The organism is Bacillus sp. AK128 (assembly GCF_053903075.1).
Map to the genome: position 1 here is coordinate 4,468,984 of NZ_CP096379.1, position 20,245 is coordinate 4,489,228.

19 protein-coding genes are annotated in these 20,245 nt (G+C 38.4%); 2 read left to right on the forward strand and 17 right to left on the reverse strand.

The genetic code is table 11. The features are described from left to right. Positions 1-19 precede the first annotated feature (19 nt). The 5 genes from M1D60_RS22340 to M1D60_RS22360 all read right to left on the reverse strand — a co-directional run bounded on the left by M1D60_RS22340 (position 20) and on the right by M1D60_RS22360 (position 5,278). Entirely contained in the window at positions 20-1,453 is a 1,434-nt protein-coding gene (locus tag M1D60_RS22340; RefSeq protein ID WP_456276987.1) for a PH domain-containing protein, read from the reverse strand. Beyond that, entirely contained in the window at positions 1,446-1,925 is a 480-nt protein-coding gene (locus M1D60_RS22345) for a PH domain-containing protein (RefSeq protein ID WP_456276988.1), read from the reverse strand. The genes M1D60_RS22340 and M1D60_RS22345 overlap by 8 nt, the downstream gene beginning before the upstream one ends. 61 nt (positions 1,926-1,986) lie before the next feature. Then, positions 1,987-2,955 carry a UV DNA damage repair endonuclease UvsE gene (gene uvsE, locus M1D60_RS22350; protein ID WP_456276989.1) on the reverse strand — a complete coding sequence of 323 codons (969 nt, stop codon included), beginning with the start codon at positions 2,953-2,955 and terminating at the stop codon, positions 1,987-1,989. Positions 2,956-3,119: 164 nt separating this feature from the next. Beyond that, positions 3,120-3,611 (reverse strand): large-conductance mechanosensitive channel protein MscL, encoded by a 492-nt coding sequence (gene mscL, locus M1D60_RS22355; RefSeq protein ID WP_456276990.1) that lies wholly within the window; start codon positions 3,609-3,611, stop codon positions 3,120-3,122. 152 nt (positions 3,612-3,763) lie between these two features. Then, complete coding sequence (locus tag M1D60_RS22360; protein ID WP_456276991.1) at positions 3,764-5,278, reverse strand: DEAD/DEAH box helicase; 1,515 nt, start codon at positions 5,276-5,278, stop codon at positions 3,764-3,766. 320 nt (positions 5,279-5,598) lie between these two features. Between M1D60_RS22360 and M1D60_RS22365 the strand changes: the two genes are divergently transcribed. Beyond that, complete coding sequence (locus tag M1D60_RS22365; protein ID WP_456276992.1) at positions 5,599-6,465, forward strand: DegV family protein; 867 nt, start codon at positions 5,599-5,601, stop codon at positions 6,463-6,465. 809 nt (positions 6,466-7,274) lie between these two features. Here the strand turns inward: M1D60_RS22365 and M1D60_RS22370 are convergent. From M1D60_RS22370 to M1D60_RS22395, 6 genes are all read right to left on the reverse strand, one after another. Next, positions 7,275-8,045 carry an alpha/beta hydrolase gene (locus M1D60_RS22370; RefSeq protein ID WP_456276993.1) on the reverse strand — a complete coding sequence of 257 codons (771 nt, stop codon included), beginning with the start codon at positions 8,043-8,045 and terminating at the stop codon, positions 7,275-7,277. A gap of 24 nt (positions 8,046-8,069) precedes the next feature. Next, a complete protein-coding gene (locus M1D60_RS22375) occupies positions 8,070-9,440 on the reverse strand; it encodes a UDP-N-acetylmuramoyl-tripeptide--D-alanyl-D-alanine ligase (RefSeq protein WP_456276994.1) in 1,371 nt (456 codons plus the stop codon). 70 nt (positions 9,441-9,510) lie between these two features. Continuing rightward, a complete protein-coding gene (locus M1D60_RS22380; RefSeq protein WP_456276995.1) occupies positions 9,511-10,596 on the reverse strand; it encodes a D-alanine--D-alanine ligase in 1,086 nt (361 codons plus the stop codon). Between the two features lie 285 nt (positions 10,597-10,881). Beyond that, positions 10,882-12,084 carry a DUF4129 domain-containing protein gene (locus tag M1D60_RS22385; RefSeq protein ID WP_456276996.1) on the reverse strand — a complete coding sequence of 401 codons (1,203 nt, stop codon included), beginning with the start codon at positions 12,082-12,084 and terminating at the stop codon, positions 10,882-10,884. Further along, complete coding sequence (locus M1D60_RS22390) at positions 12,078-13,259, reverse strand: DUF58 domain-containing protein (protein WP_456276997.1); 1,182 nt, start codon at positions 13,257-13,259, stop codon at positions 12,078-12,080. Before M1D60_RS22390 ends, M1D60_RS22385 begins: the two co-directional genes overlap by 7 nt. A gap of 1 nt (position 13,260) precedes the next feature. After that, the gene (locus M1D60_RS22395) at positions 13,261-14,205 is read right to left on the reverse strand and encodes an AAA family ATPase (protein ID WP_456276998.1); all 945 of its coding nucleotides are present in this window, start codon (positions 14,203-14,205) and stop codon (positions 13,261-13,263) included. A 211-nt stretch (positions 14,206-14,416) separates the two neighbouring features. Between M1D60_RS22395 and M1D60_RS22400 the strand changes: the two genes are divergently transcribed. Further along, positions 14,417-14,872 (forward strand): BsuPI-related putative proteinase inhibitor, encoded by a 456-nt coding sequence (locus tag M1D60_RS22400; RefSeq protein WP_456276999.1) that lies wholly within the window; start codon positions 14,417-14,419, stop codon positions 14,870-14,872. Positions 14,873-14,912: 40 nt separating this feature from the next. Here M1D60_RS22400 and M1D60_RS22405 read toward each other — a convergent pair whose 3' ends face one another. From M1D60_RS22405 to M1D60_RS22430, 6 genes are all read right to left on the reverse strand, one after another. Beyond that, positions 14,913-15,065: a hypothetical protein gene (locus M1D60_RS22405; protein WP_456277000.1), complete on the reverse strand. Its 153-nt coding sequence runs from the start codon at positions 15,063-15,065 to the stop codon at positions 14,913-14,915. A gap of 32 nt (positions 15,066-15,097) precedes the next feature. After that, entirely contained in the window at positions 15,098-15,670 is a 573-nt protein-coding gene (locus tag M1D60_RS22410) for a GDSL-type esterase/lipase family protein (protein ID WP_456277001.1), read from the reverse strand. 432 nt (positions 15,671-16,102) lie between these two features. Next, on the reverse strand, positions 16,103-16,915 hold the full coding sequence (locus tag M1D60_RS22415) for a hypothetical protein (protein WP_456277002.1): 813 nt from the start codon (positions 16,913-16,915) through the stop codon (positions 16,103-16,105). Positions 16,916-16,926: 11 nt separating this feature from the next. Then, positions 16,927-19,344 carry a heavy metal translocating P-type ATPase gene (locus M1D60_RS22420; RefSeq protein ID WP_456277003.1) on the reverse strand — a complete coding sequence of 806 codons (2,418 nt, stop codon included), beginning with the start codon at positions 19,342-19,344 and terminating at the stop codon, positions 16,927-16,929. 264 nt (positions 19,345-19,608) lie between these two features. After that, positions 19,609-19,815, reverse strand: coding sequence for a copper chaperone CopZ (gene copZ / locus M1D60_RS22425; RefSeq protein ID WP_456277004.1), 207 nt, complete (start codon positions 19,813-19,815; stop codon positions 19,609-19,611). 12 nt (positions 19,816-19,827) lie between these two features. Next, positions 19,828-20,157 carry a metal-sensitive transcriptional regulator gene (locus M1D60_RS22430; RefSeq protein WP_456277005.1) on the reverse strand — a complete coding sequence of 110 codons (330 nt, stop codon included), beginning with the start codon at positions 20,155-20,157 and terminating at the stop codon, positions 19,828-19,830. Positions 20,158-20,245: the final 88 nt, after the last annotated feature.

The window sequence follows — 20,245 nt, forward strand, 5'->3', positions numbered from 1 at the left end:
AGAAAAAAGCAACCAAACTTTATATTGGTTGCTTTTTTTCATAGGAATACCACTTATACAGTTCTGTAGCATCTTCTTCATCTACATCAACTAACTTAAAATGCTTTCCTGAAAGCTTTGATTGTGTAGAAACAATGATCGAGGCTAGCTTACTTTTCCTCTGAAAAAGCGAATGAGAAAAATGAAAAGCTTGGATGCGGGTCTTTCTAGCATAAATGGTATGTCGATTGATAAAACGGTATTTTAATAAAAGCCGATGATCGGAAAGAGACCAACCTGCCTCACGATACATACTTAGCCCTAGAAATATCGCGAGTGGTAGAAATACAATGCTTAAATAACCCCACGGATTAAGGAAGACACTTATGAGGATAATCACAGGTACAACTGGGAGTAAGAGGCGCAGGACGTATCGCTTCTTCGCTCTTTGTGGTAAGAGTTGAACATCTCCTTTTACATAAAAATCAGGTGTAAATCTGTCCAACACAGTAGCTATATCCTTCTTAGCAATGATTGGCAGTAAGAAAGTTGATAGATCCTCTTTTTTATCTAATGCTCCACCTGCCACTTCGATATAGACACTTGCAAAACCAAATAATTGACGAACGATATTCTCTTGTATCCGAACAGCTTGAATTCGTTTGATGGGAATCGTCATCTCCCTTTTTTCCAACACTCCTCTTGAAATAAACAGATTATCCCCTTTTTTTACGAGTCGATAATTACCAAACTTAATAAAAGCGCTGATTATTGACGCTAACCAGGCAAATAGAATAATAAAAACTATACCAACTGTTACAAGGATGACTCCTGATCCTACTACGCTTTTTGCAATCCCATAGGCAAAATCATAAGGAATAATATCCTCAAATTGTGTAAAGAAAGCAAGCAGTGCCGAAAGGATGACACCAATTCCACCAGATGTAGAGGCCATGATTAATAGGTCTTCTGTAGACAATCTGATTTCATCTGATTCTTCCTCTAGATGCAAATCCTCTTCGGTTACATCAGTTCTTTTTGAAAGTACGGCCTTTAGTTCTTCGGCATCTTCCTTTGTGACAGCAGATAAGACAGCTTCTGCATCATCCCCACCACCGGCTGTCTCAACCTGAACCTTTACAAGGCCAAATAAACGCTGAATTATTCCTGACGATACATCAATTGATTGAATCCGCTCTAGTGGTATATATCGTTTCTTTCTTACAATGACTCCAAATTCCATTCTTAGTTCATTATTTTCCACTCTATATGTAAATCGGAGCCAAGATAATATTCCAAAAACCAGCATACCTACAACAAGCGCAATAACTCCAGCAAGATAGAGGGAATCAAATATCCGTTCTCCTCCACCCCCAACAAAAATAAAAATGACAAGGGGGATTGCTAGCTCTCGAAGTGATCGAATAAACCGCAGAACAGCCGCAACGGGATGGAGCCTTTTAGAATTAATCATTGTCATCCACCACTCTTGCTAGAGTAGAGATTCTGTCTCTTAATTGCTCAGCCTCTTCTTCATCCAGAGCAGGAATTTCATGAACTGTAGCAGCAGTTGAGATTGTTACAGTAGCAAGTTTGTACTTTCTCAATAACGGACCCTGCTGGGTATCAACATGTTGAACTCGGACCATCGGGATTAGTGTTCGGTTAACAACAAAAACTCCATGTTGAATATCGATTTCTGCCTCATGAACCTCATACCTCCACCTTTTCCATTGGAGCTTAGGAAAAAGAACAACTGTAAAGATCGAGGTTAATAGTATGAGACCGATTACTGCAATTCCAATCCATAAGGGCCAATCGAAAATTAACGAGGTAATTAGAACGGCAACCCCTACTAATAAAAAAATAATCATCGTTATGATTGCTGATATTCTCCATACAACGAGTGCACGGTTACTTAATTGGTTTTCCGGTACCTTTCGCATTTAAAACGCTCCTTAAATATGGTCAATTTCACTTTACTATAATAAGGAACAAATTACCATGCTATGAATGAATCTTGAAGGTTGAGTCATTTATTTTTTCAATGGAGTTCTCCTTTAAGAGCTCTTTCATCAATCTAAACAAGGCATCATCTTTCATCTTCGCTTCAATCATACAATCTATATGCTCAACAGATCCTTTCACCTTATTTAAAAACCCTAAGAAATACTCGGGATCAATATAATCCGCATGAGCCCGATATTCCTTTTCATTTCTAGGACTACTAATATGCATTTTTAATGGCAGAGGAGAGTAGTCCCATGTTTTAACGACTCTTTCCCATTCTTGCTCCCAATGTTCATCCTGAAAATTAGCCAAATGATGGTGGTAATCAAACACTAAAGGAATACCAAGTTTTTCACATAAATATAAAGTATCGTGTAAATGGAAGGTAACATCATCATTTTCTAGCATGATCATCTTTTGTATACCCCTTGGTATATACTGCCAATTTTCAATAAACTGCTCTAATGCTTTCTCTTTATCCTTATAACCTCCACCAACATGAATGACACATCTATGCTCCCGGTCAATTTTCATACCTCTTAAAAGTGCTGCATGAAGCTTTAACGTTTTTATCGATGCGTTCAGTAGCTCAGTGTCTGGGGTATTTAAAATGACAAAATGATCCGGATGGAAATCTACTCGCATCTGATTCTTTTCTGCGAATTCTCCTAATTCCTTTAAATCATCAGTTAAGCTTTCAAGATAATCCCATTCGGGGAGTTCCTCATGGTTGGCAAGTGGAATTAATTTTGAACTTAGACGGAAAAAGCTTATATCATGTGCTAGATTATGTTTTAGAAGCCGAAGACAGTTTTGAAGGTTTGATTGAGCAATTCTTTCTAATTTCCGAATCGCCGCCTCTCTATTTTTTAATTTTTGAAATTGCGTAAACGTCATGGTTTGAGAGGGAGATGCATTTTGCAAGTATACACTCATTGCTACATACCCAAGTCTTACAATCGTCAAAGGAACACCTCATTTAAAGTCGTTTCTTATTAGCATTCCCTGCTACTTATAAAATTTGCAAGGCTCTTTTTATGTATTGCAAGTGCTTGATACTAAAGTAAAAATCCCGACTTTTGTGTTTTTTTCACCAAGCAACAATCTATACGAAAAAAGCTCGGACTCTTTTATCGAATCCGAACCTTAAGTTTTGACTTATTCCGAGAGCCTACTATAGGAGGTGCCTCGTCTAGGTATGTCGTGCAAAAAGGACATCGTTTAGCCAGTGTTGGAATACTTGTAAAACAATGCGGGCACTCCTTCTTCGTAATGGATTCAATCGGCGCCTTTTTCATTCGGTTAATTTGGCGGATAACAATATAGGTTGCAAAGGCCACGATGACAAAATGGATAATCGTGTTAACAAATAGCCCATAGTTAATCGTAGCGGCACCCGCTTCCTTAGCCTCTAATACAGAATGAACATCCTTGTTCGAAAGATTAATAAACAGATTTGAAAAATCCACTTTACCTAGCATGACTCCGATCGGTGGCATGATTATGTCCGTTACTAAGGAGTCTACAATTTTACCAAAGGCAGTCCCAATAATAACTCCAATTCCCATATCAATCACATTCCCACGTACAGCAAATTCTCTAAAATCCTGTAGAAACTTCATTACCTCAACCTCCTTACTTTATAAACGTATGTTAAAGGAGGTTCTATATGACTGCTTGACCTAAAACCAACCATTAAATTGGGCTATTTTCCAGGTTTATCTTAACCTGAAAATAAAAAAACGCAGTGTTATGTACACTACGTTTTTGGCTATTATGATTGTGGTTTTGAACCCGTACCTACACGACGATTTGTTCTACGACCACTGTTGCTTGCTGGTCTTCCACCTTTTGAGCGATTACGATCACGATCGCGATTACCGCCACCACCATCTCGATCTCTATTACCTTTGTAGCCGCCTTGACCACCGTACCCACCTTTTCCTTTAGGCTTACGGTCTTTCGCAACTACAGGTGGCTCTGAAGTAAGCTTAACTGGAGTACTATCCGGCTCTTTTGTCATTAACTTAAGAGCAGCTGCAATAATTGAAACTGAATCATGCTCTTCTAACAATTCTTCAGCAGTACGCTTATAGAAGGAAAGATTCCCTGTCTCCATTGTGCTAACAAGCTTTTCGATTGTCATTTTTTGCTGACCTTCTAGTGCCTCATCTAAAGTAGGTGCCTTCATTTTATCGATCTTACGTTTTGTTGTATTTTCGATATTCTTAAGCTGCCCCAATTCTCTTGATGAAACAAATAGCATAGCAAGCCCTGTTTTACCAGCTCTTCCTGTACGACCGATTCTGTGGACATAGGATTCTGGATCCTGAGGAATATCAAAGTTGTATACATGAGTTACACCTGAGATATCTAAACCACGTGCCGCTACATCTGTCGCAACAAGAATTTCGATTGTACCCTCTTTGAACTGACGAAGAACGGACATACGCTTAGCCTGAGTCATATCTCCATGAATTCCTTCAGCTGCATAACCACGTGTGTTTAGTGCTTCTGAAAGCTCATCAACTCTACGCTTCGTACGACCAAAGATAATTGCTAACTCCGGAGATTGAATATCCAATAAACGAGTTAATACATCAAATTTCGTCTTTTCATGAACCTCAACATAGTATTGCTGAATATTTGGAACCGTTACTTCTTTTGATTTCACTTTAACAATTTGAGGATTCCTCATAAATCGCTCTGCAATGCGTTGGATTGGTCCTGGCATTGTAGCTGAGAATAGTAAAGTTTGACGTTCAGCCGGCACTTCAGAAAGGATAGATTCGATATCCTCAATGAATCCCATGTTTAACATTTCATCTGCCTCATCAAGAACAACAGTTTGAATATTTTGTAATCGTAATGTTTTTCTATTAATATGGTCAATTAAACGACCAGGTGTACCCACAACAATATGAGGTGGCTTTGTTTTTAAAGAACGAATTTGACGGCTAATATCTTGACCACCGTAGATTGGTAATACGCGAACTCGCTTAGACGAACCTACTTTATAAAGTTCTTCTGAGACCTGAATAGCTAATTCTCTTGTTGGAGCAATTACTATTCCTTGAATCATATCTTTGCTAACATCAATTTTTTGAATTAACGGAATACCAAAAGCAGCAGTTTTACCAGTACCTGTCTGAGCTTGACCAATTACATCATGATTCTCTAATGCAAGAGGGATTGTTTGTGATTGAATAGGCGTTGCTTCTTCAAACCCCATTTTACTAATTGCGTTCATTAAATCCTGGCTGATTCCTAAATCTTGAAATTTACTCACTAACATTTCTCCTTTATCATTCTTTTACGTGTTTTAACGATTAAACGGAAGTTTACCCTTTACAAGCTCCGTATTCATTCATAAAATTTATATGATTAAGTAATACTACTACAGATGTATTTTGACCTATATAAAGAAAAAGCATTCCCACTTTGGAATGCTTGAAGCTGGAAATTGTAAAAAGTAGCATATTCCAAACACTAAACTTCATCATACCATTATTAAGAAGTAAATACAACTTTTAGCAATTATTTAACGGATGTTATTGAGATATGTTACTATTATAGAGAATTAGCTATATTAATTGAGTAGGTGGACTAATGAGTATTAAAATAATTACTGATAGCAGCTCAGATTTACCAAAGGATTTAATAGAAAAATATGACATTGAAATTGTTCCCCTTAACATTCAGTTTGGTGAAAAGCACTTTAAATCAGGAGTAACCATTGATAACGAAACCTTTTACAAAATGATGAAGGAATCAAAAGAGCTACCTAAGTCCGCATGCCCAGCTCCTTTTGACTTCTTAGAATCCTATAAAAAAACAGATGATGACTTAATCGTCCTGACCATTTCTAAAGCACTTAGTGCTACATATGAAAGCGCAGTTTTAGCAAAAAATATGCTTTTAGAAGAGCAACCTGATCGAAAAATTGAAGTCATTGACTCAAGTAATGGATCACCCGGAATGGTCATCCTACTTGTACAAGCTGCCAGAGATATTGAGTCTGGAAAGTCATTTGAAGAAGTAGTAGATGCACTTAAAGTGGCAATCCCTAAGACCAATACATTTATCCTACTCGAAACACTAGAAAATGTGATTAAGGGTGGAAGGCTCGACCGCTTTAAGGGTACAATTGCTAATGCCTTAAACATTAAAATTTCCCTTCGAGTAGATATTGAAGGAAAAATAGAAGTATTTGAGAAGGTAAGAGGCGATAAGAAGGCACTTAAACGTTTCATAGATACAATTGGTGAATATACGAAAGAATTTGAAGATAAGATTGTCTCTCTCTCCCACAGTAATTGTGAAGAAAAAGGAAGAGCAGTCTTAGATGAAATTATGAGCCGGTACCCATTTAAGGAGGGTATTCTCACTGAGATGGGACCATTAATAGGTACCTATGCAGGTGAAGGTGGATTAGTGTTCTCTTTCCAAGGAGCAGCTCGTAACCAAAAGGTGTAAGCTACAGAAAACTTGAACAATTATTAAAACCTACATTCGTCCAGGTAAACAACCTGAATAAAAATTGAACTGCACCCTAATTGTTGGACACTATCTAACAATTTGAGGTGCTTTTTTCTATGACTTTTGAAAAAAAGAACTTTTTGGATGGTATGGAAAGTTTTATCATTAGGAAATCGATCGGGACTTTCTAAGAATGCTTAAGAAAGGAGGGGGCATCCAGGTTATGAACGACCTTTCTTGCTTGATTTGCTTGTATAAGGGCGTTCATGCAGGCTATGAACGACCTTTCTTGCTTGATTTTCTTGTTAAAGGGCGTTCATCTAGGCTATGAACGACCTTTCTTGCTTGTTTTCCTTGTATAAGGGCGTTCATCTAGGCTATGAACAACCTTTCTTGCTTGTTTTCCTTGTTAAAGGTCGTTCATCTAGGCTATGAACAACCTTTCTTGCTTGATTTCCTTGAATAAGGGCGTTCATCCAGGCTATGAACGACCTTTCTTGCTTGATTTCCTTGTTAAAGGGCGTTCATCTAGGTTATGAACGACCTTTCTTGCTTGATTTCCTTGTTAAAGGGCGTTCATCCAGGTTATGAACGACCTTTCTTGCTTGTTTTCCTTGTTAAAGGGCGTTCATCGAGGCTATGAACGACTTTTCTTGCTTGATTTCCTTGTTAAAGGGCGTTCATCCAGGTTATGAACGACCTTTCTTGCTTGTTTTCCTTGTTAAAGGGCGTTCATCGAGGCTATGAACGAGCTTTCTAACGAAGTAATCATGCAAAAAGCTTAAATCCTAAATATCCAGTAACCTCTATTTAATATGAAAAAAACTAGAAACCTCTTCTGTAAGTTGATCGAAATCCGGACCATGACAAACATGGTGAGGTGAGGAAGATAAAAATACTAATTTCTTATCGTCCGATCCAAGCTTTTCAAAGATAAAATGGGCACTCTTTGTAGGAACAATCCCATCACATTCCCCCTGAATGATAAGGGTAGGGGTGTGAATTTCCCTAATGCAGGGCTTTATAAACTTCACTAACATCCGAAATTGCCTAGTTGCTGATACCGGAGTGTTCGTGATCTTTTTTCGATATCGCCGGTAAAGGATATTATCCGAGAGGTTTCCCCTTATCCCATCTAGGGCCATTTCCTTTATATCTTTAAATAATTGACGAACATTTACATAATAGGCAGCAGCACTTAACAGGACTAGCTTTTCAACAGGATATTTTTTAGCCAAATAGGCGGCTAACAATCCTCCCATAGAAAATCCAATCACATAAACGGTCTCACATTCATTTATTAATATTTGTATTTCTTTTTCTACTGCTTCGATCCAGTCTGGGTAAGTAATAGTAAGTAAGTCTTCATCATCACCATGACCTGGTAGGATCGGAGCAACAATCTTCCAATCTGTATGTTTCTTTAAAAAGGATACTAAAGGCTCCACTTCATAAGGAGCACCGGTAAATCCATGAATACAGAGACAACCAATCACAATGATCACCTTTTCTAGCTTATTAACCAGAAAACTCCCCTTACCGTCAGAGAGTTTTCGTTTCGGAACACCTGCTAACATTTATGCTTTTCTAGGTGTAAAACCCTATTCTTTTAAACCCTGAACAACTTCTTCCAGCCTCATTCCACGTGACGCCTTAACCAAAATGACATCCTTATCATCGATCTTTTTCCGCAAGTCTTCTAGTAGTTCCGTTTTATCTGTGAAGGAAAACACACGCTTTGGAGTGAAATTCTGGACCGCCCCATCCCCTATATATTTTCCTAACTCACCATAGGTATAAACATAATCAATCTTTGATGCATCAATGGAAGCCCCCACTTCTTGATGAAACTGCTTTTCTTGATCACCTAACTCTAGCATATCTCCTAATACAAGTATTTTTCGTTTATATCCCTCTAGCTCCTGCAAAAGAACAATAGCCGCTTTCATCGATGTAGGACTCGCATTATAGGCATCATTAATAACGGTAGATCCTTTCATCGCAGAACTAATTTCTGCTCTCATTTGAGTCATTTTCAATTGAGAGAGTCCCCGAATCGCATTTTCCCAAGACACATTTAATTCCTGAGCTACAGCAATCGCAGCAAGGGCATTATATACATTATGCCTACCTAAAATCGGAATAAAAAATGGTCTTGAGATCTTGTTACAAGTAAATGAGGTACCATTTGACTCCTGTTTAATCATCACTGGATAATATTCATTTGATTCTTCTGGACCAAAAGGAATCAGCTTAATATGATGGTAGCGACCCACGCGCTCCTGTAATAATGGCTCATCTCCCATGTAGATTAATGACCCATCCTGCTTAAGTCCGGCCGTGATTTCAAGCTTCGCTTCCGAAATCTCTTCTCGGGATCCAAGGTCTTGTAAATGAGATTCACCTATATTGGTAATGACTGCAACATTCGGCTCTGCAAGCTTCGACAAGAGCTCAATCTCACCACGAGCGCTCATTCCCATTTCTAGCACAAGAACATCGGTGTCCTCATCCGTTCTTAAAATAGTTAAGGGTAATCCATAGTGATTATTAAAATTCCCTTCTGTCTTATGGACCTTATACTCTGTCGATAAAACAGAGAAAATCATATCCTTTGTGGATGTTTTCCCATTACTACCGGTTACCCCAACTACCTTTAAATTTAATTCACGACGATAGTTTTGAGCTAGCTGCTGAAGGGCATCTAACGTGTCATCCACCAAAATTAATGGAATTCCAGCAGGTTGATTAGGCTCTTCTCTTCTCCACAAGCAAGCCACCGCACCTTTTTCAAAAGCCTCTTGGACAAATTCATGCCCGTTAAATCTTTCACCCTTTATTGGGATGAATAGCTTTTCGCTTAAATCCTCTCTTGAGTTGATTGAAACTCCCTTGATTACTAAATCAGCGTCTCCGATAACTTGAGAACCACTTATCATGCTGGCAATGTCAATTAATTTTCTGGTGATCATGACACCGACTCCTTTCTATCCTCTAGTCGTAAATAAACACCATTTTTTCAAATGGTGTTTACAATGATCTTTAAAAAGTGTGTTTAATACTTTGCTTTTCGTCATGGCGCTCAAGAGCTAGACTCACTAATTTTTCAATTAGCTCTGGGTAAGGAACTCCTGTGTGCTGCCACATCAGTGGAAACATACTAAACGGTGTAAATCCTGGCATTGTGTTGACTTCATTAATTAAAAATTCGCCTTCTGCTGTTAAAAAGAAGTCTGCCCTTACAAGTCCTGCACCATCAATTGCTTTGAAAGCACGGATGGCCTGTTCCTTTAAATCTTCATACTGATCATTTGTAATCTCAGCTGGAATAATTAAAGCTGTATCTCCGTCCTCATACTTTGCTTTATAATCATAAAAGTCTTTTTTAGGTGCAATTTCACCAGCAACAGAGCATTCGGGCTCATCATTTCCTAGAATTCCAATTTCTATTTCCCTACCAACAATACCTTCTTCAATAACTAGCTTACGATCGAATTGGAAGGCTTCAACACAAGCTACTTCTAATTCATCACGATTTCTACACTTACTAATCCCCACACTTGATCCTAAATTCGCAGGCTTGACGAAGCATGGATAACCTAGCTTTTCTTCAATATCATGGACTAGTTCATCTTTTTTCTGATGCCATTCTTTTTTAATAAATGACAGATACTTCGCTTGCTTTAAGCCCGCTTGTGCAAAAAGGTTTTTCATGATGACCTTATCCATTCCTGCCGATGAAGACAATACACCATTTCCGACATAAGGGATATTCATTAGTTCAAGTAACCCTTGAACCGTTCCATCTTCGCCATTAGGACCATGTAACAATGGGAAAATCACATCAACGGACTGATCCTGTCCTGTAGTCTTTGACGGAAATAATCCCTGATTAAGTGATACAGGAGATATCACATTTTCTTGATTAGAAAGCTCCAATGCCTTTACATCCTGTGCAGGCGCAGAAAGCTGTCCGCCCCTAATCCATTCTCCTGAATCCGTTATATAAATAGGGTGTACATCAAATTTATTCATATCTAACGCTTTTGTAACAGCCAATGCTGTTTGAAGCGACACTCTATGCTCTGCTGATTTTCCACCATATAAAAGTCCTAATTTCACCTTCACAATAGTACCCCCTTATAATAAAGCCCTATACCTATAACCTTATAGTGATGCCAGAATTGTGCCCACCGTCCTCTTACAACGCTTGCCAATCTGCACCCTGTTACTCCAACCCAATATGTTTAATCCCTTTGTTCACATCAAGAAGGGAAAAGGATGGCTGCTTATGTCATAAAAAACACATTATGATTATACATCTTTCTTAATACAATATATATGATTCTTACGGCTCGTTTCAACACCACCCATTTAGAAGAGGATGCCAGTACCACCTTTTATTAGCCTTTATTATTTTTTATCTGCGTATCTTTTTTTGAGATTTTTCATTCCTTGTTGAAAAGTTTTAAGCTCTTGCTCTGATATAGAAGAATAGCTGTATCTTGATTGCTGATAAATCTTAAGTATATCCGCTGCTACTGAATCTCTTAAACCGAGCCGTTCAAACCATTCCTCTACAGTCTCTGCCGGCTTTCTAGCTAAATCTCGTTTCTTCATAAAAATTTGAAATTTATTAAACTGAATCCTCACTTCATTTTTTCCGTATGGGCTATATAGTCCCTTTCCCATATCTTTTAATGATTGAAAAAAAGAAACTCCTTTTGAGTCAGGTGCTCCCACCTGAACTAGTCCTTCCTTTTCTTCCTCGAGGTTCATTAACTTTTTCCTCATTAGGTAAAGTAACAGCAGGACAGCCCCTATAATGATAATAAATATGATCGGTAAAATAATTTGTTCAATGGATGTCTCACCTGTTTGCGTGATTCTAGTTAATGGATCATCTTCGGCTAGCTCGCCTTCACTATTTGCGTCTTCCTCTCCAGAGCCATTTAAATCAATTTCAAGTTTATCCAGTAACCAGGTAAACGGATATCCCACAATAAAACCTATTACTCTTGCTACATGCGGCAGAATGGTATGTAGTAGATATAATCCACCTTGGAAAAGTAAAACTAGAATAGCAGAAACCCATAGAATGTGGAAAAACAGATGACGATAGCTTCCCTTTAGTAACACCCAGTTATTTTCCTTCACATGTAAAAGGATTCGGATGAATAAAAACAAAATAAGTAGAACTAAAAACCAACCAACATACTCTAGTAAAAAATCCCTATTCATGAACAGAACAGCAATCGTAGCTGCAAGCACGACTCCAAGCCATACGCCTTGTTGGTCAGGATATTGTTCTTTAATCAATATATACGTTCTCCAGCAGCTAAACAGGAGGACAAGAGCAATTACAATTAAACTATACCCGACCAAATAAACTCCTATTGCCTGTATGATTGGTACTGCCATATAAAGAGTGGAGGCATCATTTCCACTATTCATTTGAATCATCTTAACTACCGCAAATGGTATCAGATAAATGAGAATAAGCTCAGCTGGTTTTAACGAATCTGTTACAAATGTTGATAATAGATAAAAACTTATAATTTCAAACGCTACGATCGATAGATATAAGAAGTACGAATGCCAATCCTTATTTAACATCTTTGGATCGAACCTCCTGACTCCGTCGAATGCAATTCATAAATAGGCAGATGCTTCAAATAGCTACCTGATAAGGTTTGCATGACCTGTTGGTTGGATATACCGCAAAGAATTAAACTGGTTGACTGACGGAGACTTGGCTCAGCCACTTTTATCAGTCTATCAATTTTAACAGGAGCACTCATTTGGTCAATTCTAGCAAGCAGCTCTAATCCCTTTAACAGATGTTCTTTGCCACTTCCTTCTTCTAAATAGACGAGTCTTCGATTGTTTTTCGCAATGATATTAACATAAATCTCATAAGCGACCGCTTGCTTTTCTGCCATCTGTAGAAGATAGGCAACATGACTGATTCGATTTTCTAATTGTTTAGAAAAGTAATAAGAATAAGCCCCTCCCTCTTCCTCTTCACTTATATTGACTAAAAAAGTCCATTTTTGATGGAAGGTTTTCTCTAGTATTTTTGTTTGTAAGGATCCTGCCCTTGCCGTTGCCTTCCAATGGATCTGTTGAAAGGGATCACTTGGTGCATAATCACGAACTCCTGATATAAGAATAGGGTCCTGGTGATAGGAATAAACAGAAGGCTTATTCCCAAGCTCTCTAGAAATAACACTTTCCATACCTGTTACTGGCTTAATAGTTGGAAAAACAAGTAACTCTGTTTTATAAAAAGGATTGTAAGTAAAAATAGACTTCCCTAAAAAGAAAGGGTCAAACAGCTGTATTTCCATTTGGCGGAAAGCAGCTCTACCTCTGCGCTCAGCTTGGATCGTAAGGTCATACTTTTGTTGGCCACTAGAGATATTGACTAAATACTCTGTAGCTTCCTTCTTTTCCATTAATGCCTTCGCACTTTCAACCTTGATATTATTCGCTACCAGAAAGGTCAATTTTCCATAATATAAGGCGACAAGACTTCTCGCACCAAACTCTATAGAAACTTTAGTTGTTTCACCAGGAAATACCCTAATTGTCCTTTTCGTATTTTTCAAAGAAAGAACAAGGTATTTATGATAAAAATGCGAAAATAAAAAAATAACGATTAAACTAACTAGCATAATAGTTAAGGTAATTGATAATAGAAAGTAATTACAGATGGTTAAAAAAACAACGACTACTAGAAGTAACTTTGCTCGCTCTGAATGAAGTGCTTCCTTCCTCCAGTCCTTCACATTAAACGCCTTCCTCAACCGGTGCCTCTGTCACAGTAACAATCTCTTCAATAAGATCTCGCTTTGTTGATCGCAAGCTACCTTCCATCGTTAATTGAAGTCTGTGACTCAAGACATAAGGAGCGACTACTTTTACATCATCCGGAATAACATATTGTCTATTCTCTAGTAGAGCTTTAGCTTGTACAGCTTTCATAAAGGCAAGTGTCCCACGAGGGCTAACACCTGCTGATATAAATTCATGTTGTCTGGTACGATGTATGATCGTTAATAAATATTTTTCGATGTCTGCAGATATATGGATATCTTTCACCTTATTCTGAAGCTCAGCAAACTCCTCCACAGAACCAAAATAAGACTCAATTTCCTCTAATGGCTCTTGATCACGGTATATTCTCATCATTTGTTGTTCTTCTTCAAAGCTCGGGTACCCCATCGCAATACTCATAAAGAATCGATCTAATTGAGCATCTGGTAACGGAAAGGTTCCTTGTGACTCTAGTGGATTCTGTGTAGCTAGTACAAAAAATGGAACTGGAAGCTTAACCGTCTCATTTCCAATTGTTACTTGACGTTCTTCCATCACCTCAAGCAAACTAGATTGAGTTCTAGGTGTCGCTCGATTTACTTCATCAACTAATAGTACATTCGTCATTACAGGACCCATTCGAACCTCAAACTCCTGTTCCTTTGGATTAAAAAATTCAACACCCGTAACATCACTTGGTAGAACATCAGGAGTAAACTGCAGTCTTCTGAATTGTCCCCCCACTAATTTTGAAATGGTTTTAGCCAGCATCGTCTTACCCGTTCCAGGAACGTCCTCAAGCAAAACATGCCCTTTACAAAGCATGGAAATTAAAATAAGTTCAGTTATTTCTTGTTTTCCAAGGACAACCTTATTTACAGCCTGTATTACATCATTTTTGATCGTTGAAATAGTCAAATCTTCTTCCCCCGTTCCATTAAGTTCACCCTATTATATTACCATATCCACATATGCTGGAAATAATTTTACACTTATCTCCCCCATTCATTTCTTGGCTATATTGGTTAAGCTCTCATATGAAAAGTTAATAGAACGTTTGTAACATTTTAGTTATGGTAACGACTAATAGGGTAGAACCGAAAAAAAAATCTTTAGGATGGTGTTAGCTTTGAAAAATAAAGTAATCATATTTTTGTCTGTGCTATTTTTGGCAGCCTGCGGAACAGGAAATTCTGAACAGACTCAAGGACAAAATGTAGATACAAATGAAAACGGAATTGTAGCAGGTGATATGGTGCCAAGTCTAGTTGAAAAGAGTCCCCTTATCTATGAATATATGGTTAAAAACCAAACCGAAAATGACGTAACACTTGAATTTACAAGCTCCCAGCGCTATGACTTTTCAGTAGTGAATGACAATGGTGAGGAAATTTATTTATTCTCTAGTGTCGCTTCCTTCCTTCAATCCTTAGGAGAAGAAACCCTTAAACCTGGCGAAGAGCTTGTATATGAAATTAATCTACAAGACCTTCAACTTGAAAAAGGAAATTATACTCTTAATGCTTGGATGACACCTAAAGAAGGTAAAAAGTTTGAAGTAAAAAAGGAATTTACAGTAGAGTAACTAAAAAGCAAGCAACGTATAAGCTGTTGCTTGCGTTTTACTATTTTATCTTTCCTTTTTGTTGATTATAGTTACGATGTACCATCCCTGTTGCTTTCTTCAAATTGAATCTCTCATAGTTTCCCTGAAGGTTTTCGTCATAAATTAAGTCTACCATGTATAGGTCAGAAAGCTCTTCTAGCATTCTGTTCATTAGTTCATTACCAATTCAACTACTTGTATCCCTTATCTCCCTCTAATAACCTCTTTCACCTTTTCTGCTATCAGTTCTGAAAGAATTTCATACCCTACCTTTCCGAAATGCAGACCATCGTTCTCTTGACCCTTTAATATTTGTTGGTAATCGTCCCTTGAAAGCAGGCTGTTGAAAAAATCAATATAATGACTACCTGTCTCTAATGACACCTCTTCCACTACAGCAGCATACTTACGCAAGACTAGATTTGATCTAGCATTCTGACGCAGTTCATCAACAGGCGCTGCTGATAGAAGAATGGTTTTATTCGATCCAAGTTTGGAGATCATCTCCACTAGATTATTTTTATAAAGCTCTAATTCTATGGTTTTATGAAAAGCTGCATCATTTGCCCCAAATAACACGGTGACTAAATCAGGCTGATGAATTAATACGTCACTATCTATACGCTCGAGTGCATCTATCGTATTATCACCTGGTACTCCAGCATTTACCACTTTAAAACCTGTTAATTGTTCAGACAGCATAGAAGTTAGCAAAGGAGTTTTACTTCCTTCCTTTCGAGCGGTAATACTGTCCCCAAAACAGACCAATTTCAGCACGGTTCACCTTCTCTTATATATGCCTTGTTAAAATCTATTTGTTTATGCTTAGCTTGAATTAGAAAAAGCCTTATCTCTTTTAAAGTAGGCTATGTTAAAGTAGAGTGTTGATTATTAGCAGAGTTGATTGAAGTGGAAGGATGCGAGACTCCTGCGGGAGAAGCGTGGTGAAGGAGACCCCGCAGGCGTGAGCGCCGAGGAGGCTCCCGAACCCGCCCGCGGAAAGCGAGTATCCTGGAACGGAAATCAACAACAAACTTTAAAAGAGCCTTAAAGTAAGACCTTGATTTATATTCTCCACATAGCAATTTTATCCTTCAATTTCCATCTATATAATTGATTCATTTAAGAGGTGCAAACTTACTTTATATAATATTGATTAGAAATGTAAAAAGGCAGTCTAAACTTTTGTTTAGACTGCCTTTTTATGGATTATTCAATACTCAAAGTAAAAGGATAGATATGCACTTCACCATCAATTTGGAACTCTCCCCATACTTTATAAATACCTGGTTCTGGGAACATTGTTTCAAATCTAGTTTCATCATGATTAAGCGGATGGACATGGATATAATTCGTAGCTGTTTCATTAAGAATGACCACATGTCCTAGAGCTCCTAAATAAGGCTGAAGCTCTATATCATTAGGAAATGTATAGGTGATGGTTATATCCTCATTTGCTTTCATTGAGGAAAGCTCGATTTTAGCCGTGACACCGTTTATCGTTTTTTCCATTTCTTGATCAACTTCAAGTGAGCCATGATGATGACCTTCTCCTGTTTCATCAATGGTAAATTCCAAAGGCTCTACCACATAAGCCAACCCTTTAGGTTTAATATCGACAAATGCTTTGTAATTACCCTGCTCAAGCTCATGCTGAACCATGTAAACGCCTGGCTCTTCTTCTTCAGGATGAAGATGGTAATATTGATCAAGATGCTCATCTACAATGATGAGATGAAGTAGCTTTTCATGATTAATTTCAAGCTCCTCAACAGGCTGATCTTCGTGATCTGTTAATTCAATCTGTAATTGGTTTTCAATCACGTCAATCTCTACATTCACTTCACTCTCAGTAACTCCCCCATGTCCATCGTGTTCTCCGTGAGCATCTGAACTACTTTCATGTGCATGCCCGTCAGAAGATTTCTCAATATCTTGTGAAAAGAAGGATGTGTAAATGCTATATCCTGCTATGACAACAAGTAGATACCCCACCGCTGCCAAAATCCACTTTTTCATCATGCTTCTCTCCTTTAAAGTTTCACCTTTTGCAATCTTAATGCATTTAAAACGACTGAAACGGAGCTAAATGCCATCGCTGCTCCTGCTAACCAAGGAGCTAAAAACCCTAGCGCTGCAATTGGTATCCCCAATGTATTATAACCAAAGGCCCAAAATAGGTTTTGTCTTATATTCGTCATGGTCTTTTTACTCATCAGTATTGCATCCGCAATCGACTGTAGGTCTCCTCGTATTAACGTAATATCAGCTGCTTCCATTGCGACGTCTGTTCCTGTTCCAATCGCCATTCCGATATCAGCAAGTGCTAGAGCAGGAGCATCATTGATCCCATCACCAACCATTGCCACCTTCTTACCTTCACGCTGGAGCTTCTTCACTTCTTCAGCCTTACCTTCTGGCAATACCTCCGCAATAAAACGGTCTACCCCTACTTCATCAGCAATTGCCTTCGCAGTCCGTTCATTGTCACCAGTCATCATGATGACTTCTAAGCCCATCCTTTGAAGACGTGAAATAGCTTCTTTAGAAGTCTCCTTAATCGTATCTGCTACTGCAATAACACCTGCCAGCTTTCCATCTACCGCTACAAGTATAGCTGTTTTACCATGTCTCTCTAATTCCTCCATCTTTGAAGTGGCTTCTCCAAAGATGATGTCATGTTGAGCTAAAAGTTTTCGTGTTCCGACTAGAACGGTTTGCCCGTTCACTTCACCTTTAATTCCGTAGCCAGGAATAGCTTCGAAATTGACAGCCTCACTAAGATCTAGTCCTCTTGCCTTAATCCCTTCAACAATTGCGAGTGCAAGGGGATGCTCTGAGTTTCTTTCTACTGAACCCGCTAGCTTTAAGAAAGCCCCTTCCTCAAAGTCACCAAATGGGAGTGTGTCTGTTAATTCAGGTGTCCCTTTCGTGATTGTTCCGGTCTTATCTAACACAACTGTTTCGATTGTGTGAGTCATTTCTAAATGCTCTCCACCTTTAAAAAGAATACCAAGCTCTGCCGCTCGACCTGAACCCGCCATAATGGAGGTTGGCGTAGCAAGCCCAAGTGCACATGGACAAGCAATCACTAACACAGCAATCAACTTTTCAAGAGCCTCTGCAAAATCTCCTGGAGTCACCCAAATAATCCAAACAAGGAACGTAATAAATGCAATGACTACTACAATCGGAACAAAAATACCTGAAATTTGATCGGCTAAACGTTGAATCGGTGCTTTTGATCCCTGAGCCTGCTCAACCACTTTTATTATTTGAGCTAATGCGGTGTCCTTGCCAATTTTAGTCGCTTTCATTTTTATAAAGCCGTTTTTATTAATAGTGGATCCGATTACCTTATCTCCAGTCGTTTTGTCAACAGGGACACTTTCTCCCGTTAACATCGATTCATCAAATGCCGAGTAACCCTCAACAATCTCTCCATCAACAGGAACCTTCTCCCCTGGCTTTACATGGATGATATCTCCGACTACAACTTCCTCTAATGATAATTCAAGTTCCTCTCCATTTCGGAACACTAAAGCAGTCTTAGCCTGTAATCCCATCAACTTCTTAATCGCTTCTGATGAGCGGCCCTTTGCTTTTGCTTCAAATAGTTTTCCAAGCAGGATCAGTGTAATCAGGATTGCACTTGTTTCAAAGTAAAGGGCAACCATATGTTGGTCACTTCCAATAGAAGCGATTGATAAATAAATACTATAGAAATAAGCAGCTGATGTTCCTAAGGCAACTAGCACATCCATATTTGCACTTCCGTTACGTAAAGCTTTAAAAGCCCCTACATAGAATTGCTTACCTACTATAAATTGAACCGGAGTGGCTAAAGCAAGCTGTACCCAAGGGTTCATAAATAAATCCGGTAAGTAAATCCATGTTGTAAACTCAAAATGGCTAACCATTGCCCATAATAATGGGAAAGACAGAATCGCAGAAAAAAGAAATTTCCCAGTTTGCTTTTCAATTTCAGCCTGTCGGTGATCCACTTGTTCTGTTGAGTACTCTTCCTTTAACTTTGCACCATAACCCAGCTTCTCTACTCTTGCCTGAATATCAGTAGGGGACAATTCAGATGGATTATACTCTACCGTTGCTGTTTCAAGAGCTAAGTTCACGCTTGCGTTTTTAATTCCTTCTAGTTTATTTAATCCTTTTTCTACCCTGGTTGAACAGGCAGCACACGTCATGCCCGTTATGTTAAATTCTTTTCGCTCCGTGACAACCCCATATCCTAGATCGGTAATCTTCTTTTGTAAAGACTCGACATTTGTTACTGCCGGATTATACTTAATTGTCGATTTTTCTAACGCGAGGTTAACATTTGCATCCTGAACTCCATCCAGTTTTTTTAACCCTTTTTCAATTCGAGTTGAACAGGCAGCACATGTCATTCCAGTAATTTGAAGAGTGGTTTCTTTTAATGATTCACTCATTATAAATCTCTCCTCCATATACCTAATAGGGGTATATTTTTTTCTAAAAAGAAGGCTCTGTTAAAGTTAGTTGTTGATTTCCGTTCCAGGACACTCGCTTTCCGTGGGCGGGTTCGGGAGCCTCCTCGGCGTTACCGCCTGCGGGGTCTCCTTCACCACGCTTCTCCCACAGGAGTCTCGCGTCCTTCCACTTCAATCAACTCTGCTAAAAATCAACACTGTACTTTAACACAGCTAAAAAGAAAGTGCTTTTCAGCACTTGTTTTATGCTACATCGTAGCCTTGATCATCAATTGTTTCTTTTATTTTTTCTAATGATACTTCTGTTGCATTATATTCAACATTAACTGTACCATCTTCAAGATTAACTTTTACTTCATTAACTCCAGATAATTGCCCTACGCTACCTTCAACCGCCTTCACACAATGCCCACAAGACATACCTGTTACATTTAAAATGATCTTTTCCATATATATAGCCTCCTATTTCTTCATTAATCGTTGGATCGTGACAAGGAATTCATCAATTACTTCATCGTCACCGTCTTGTATTCTTTCAACCACACAGCTTTTTAGATGCCCTTCTAATAGCATTTTTCCAACCCCATTTAGAGCAGACTGAATGGCTGAAATTTGAGTAATAACATCATCGCAATAGGTGTCCTTTTCGATGAGTCCTTTTACACCTCTTATTTGTCCTTCAATTCGATTTAGTCGATTTATTAAATTTCGTTTTGTTTGTTCTGAATGGTGACTTTTTCGAGAGCTTATCTCTGATGAACAGCTTTCATCCGCATTGTTATGATTAGCCATCCTATAACCTCCCCTTCACACAAAATATACCACAGGGGGGTACATTAAGCAAGAGCTACTTACTCAAATTCCCATTTTTATTTTAACC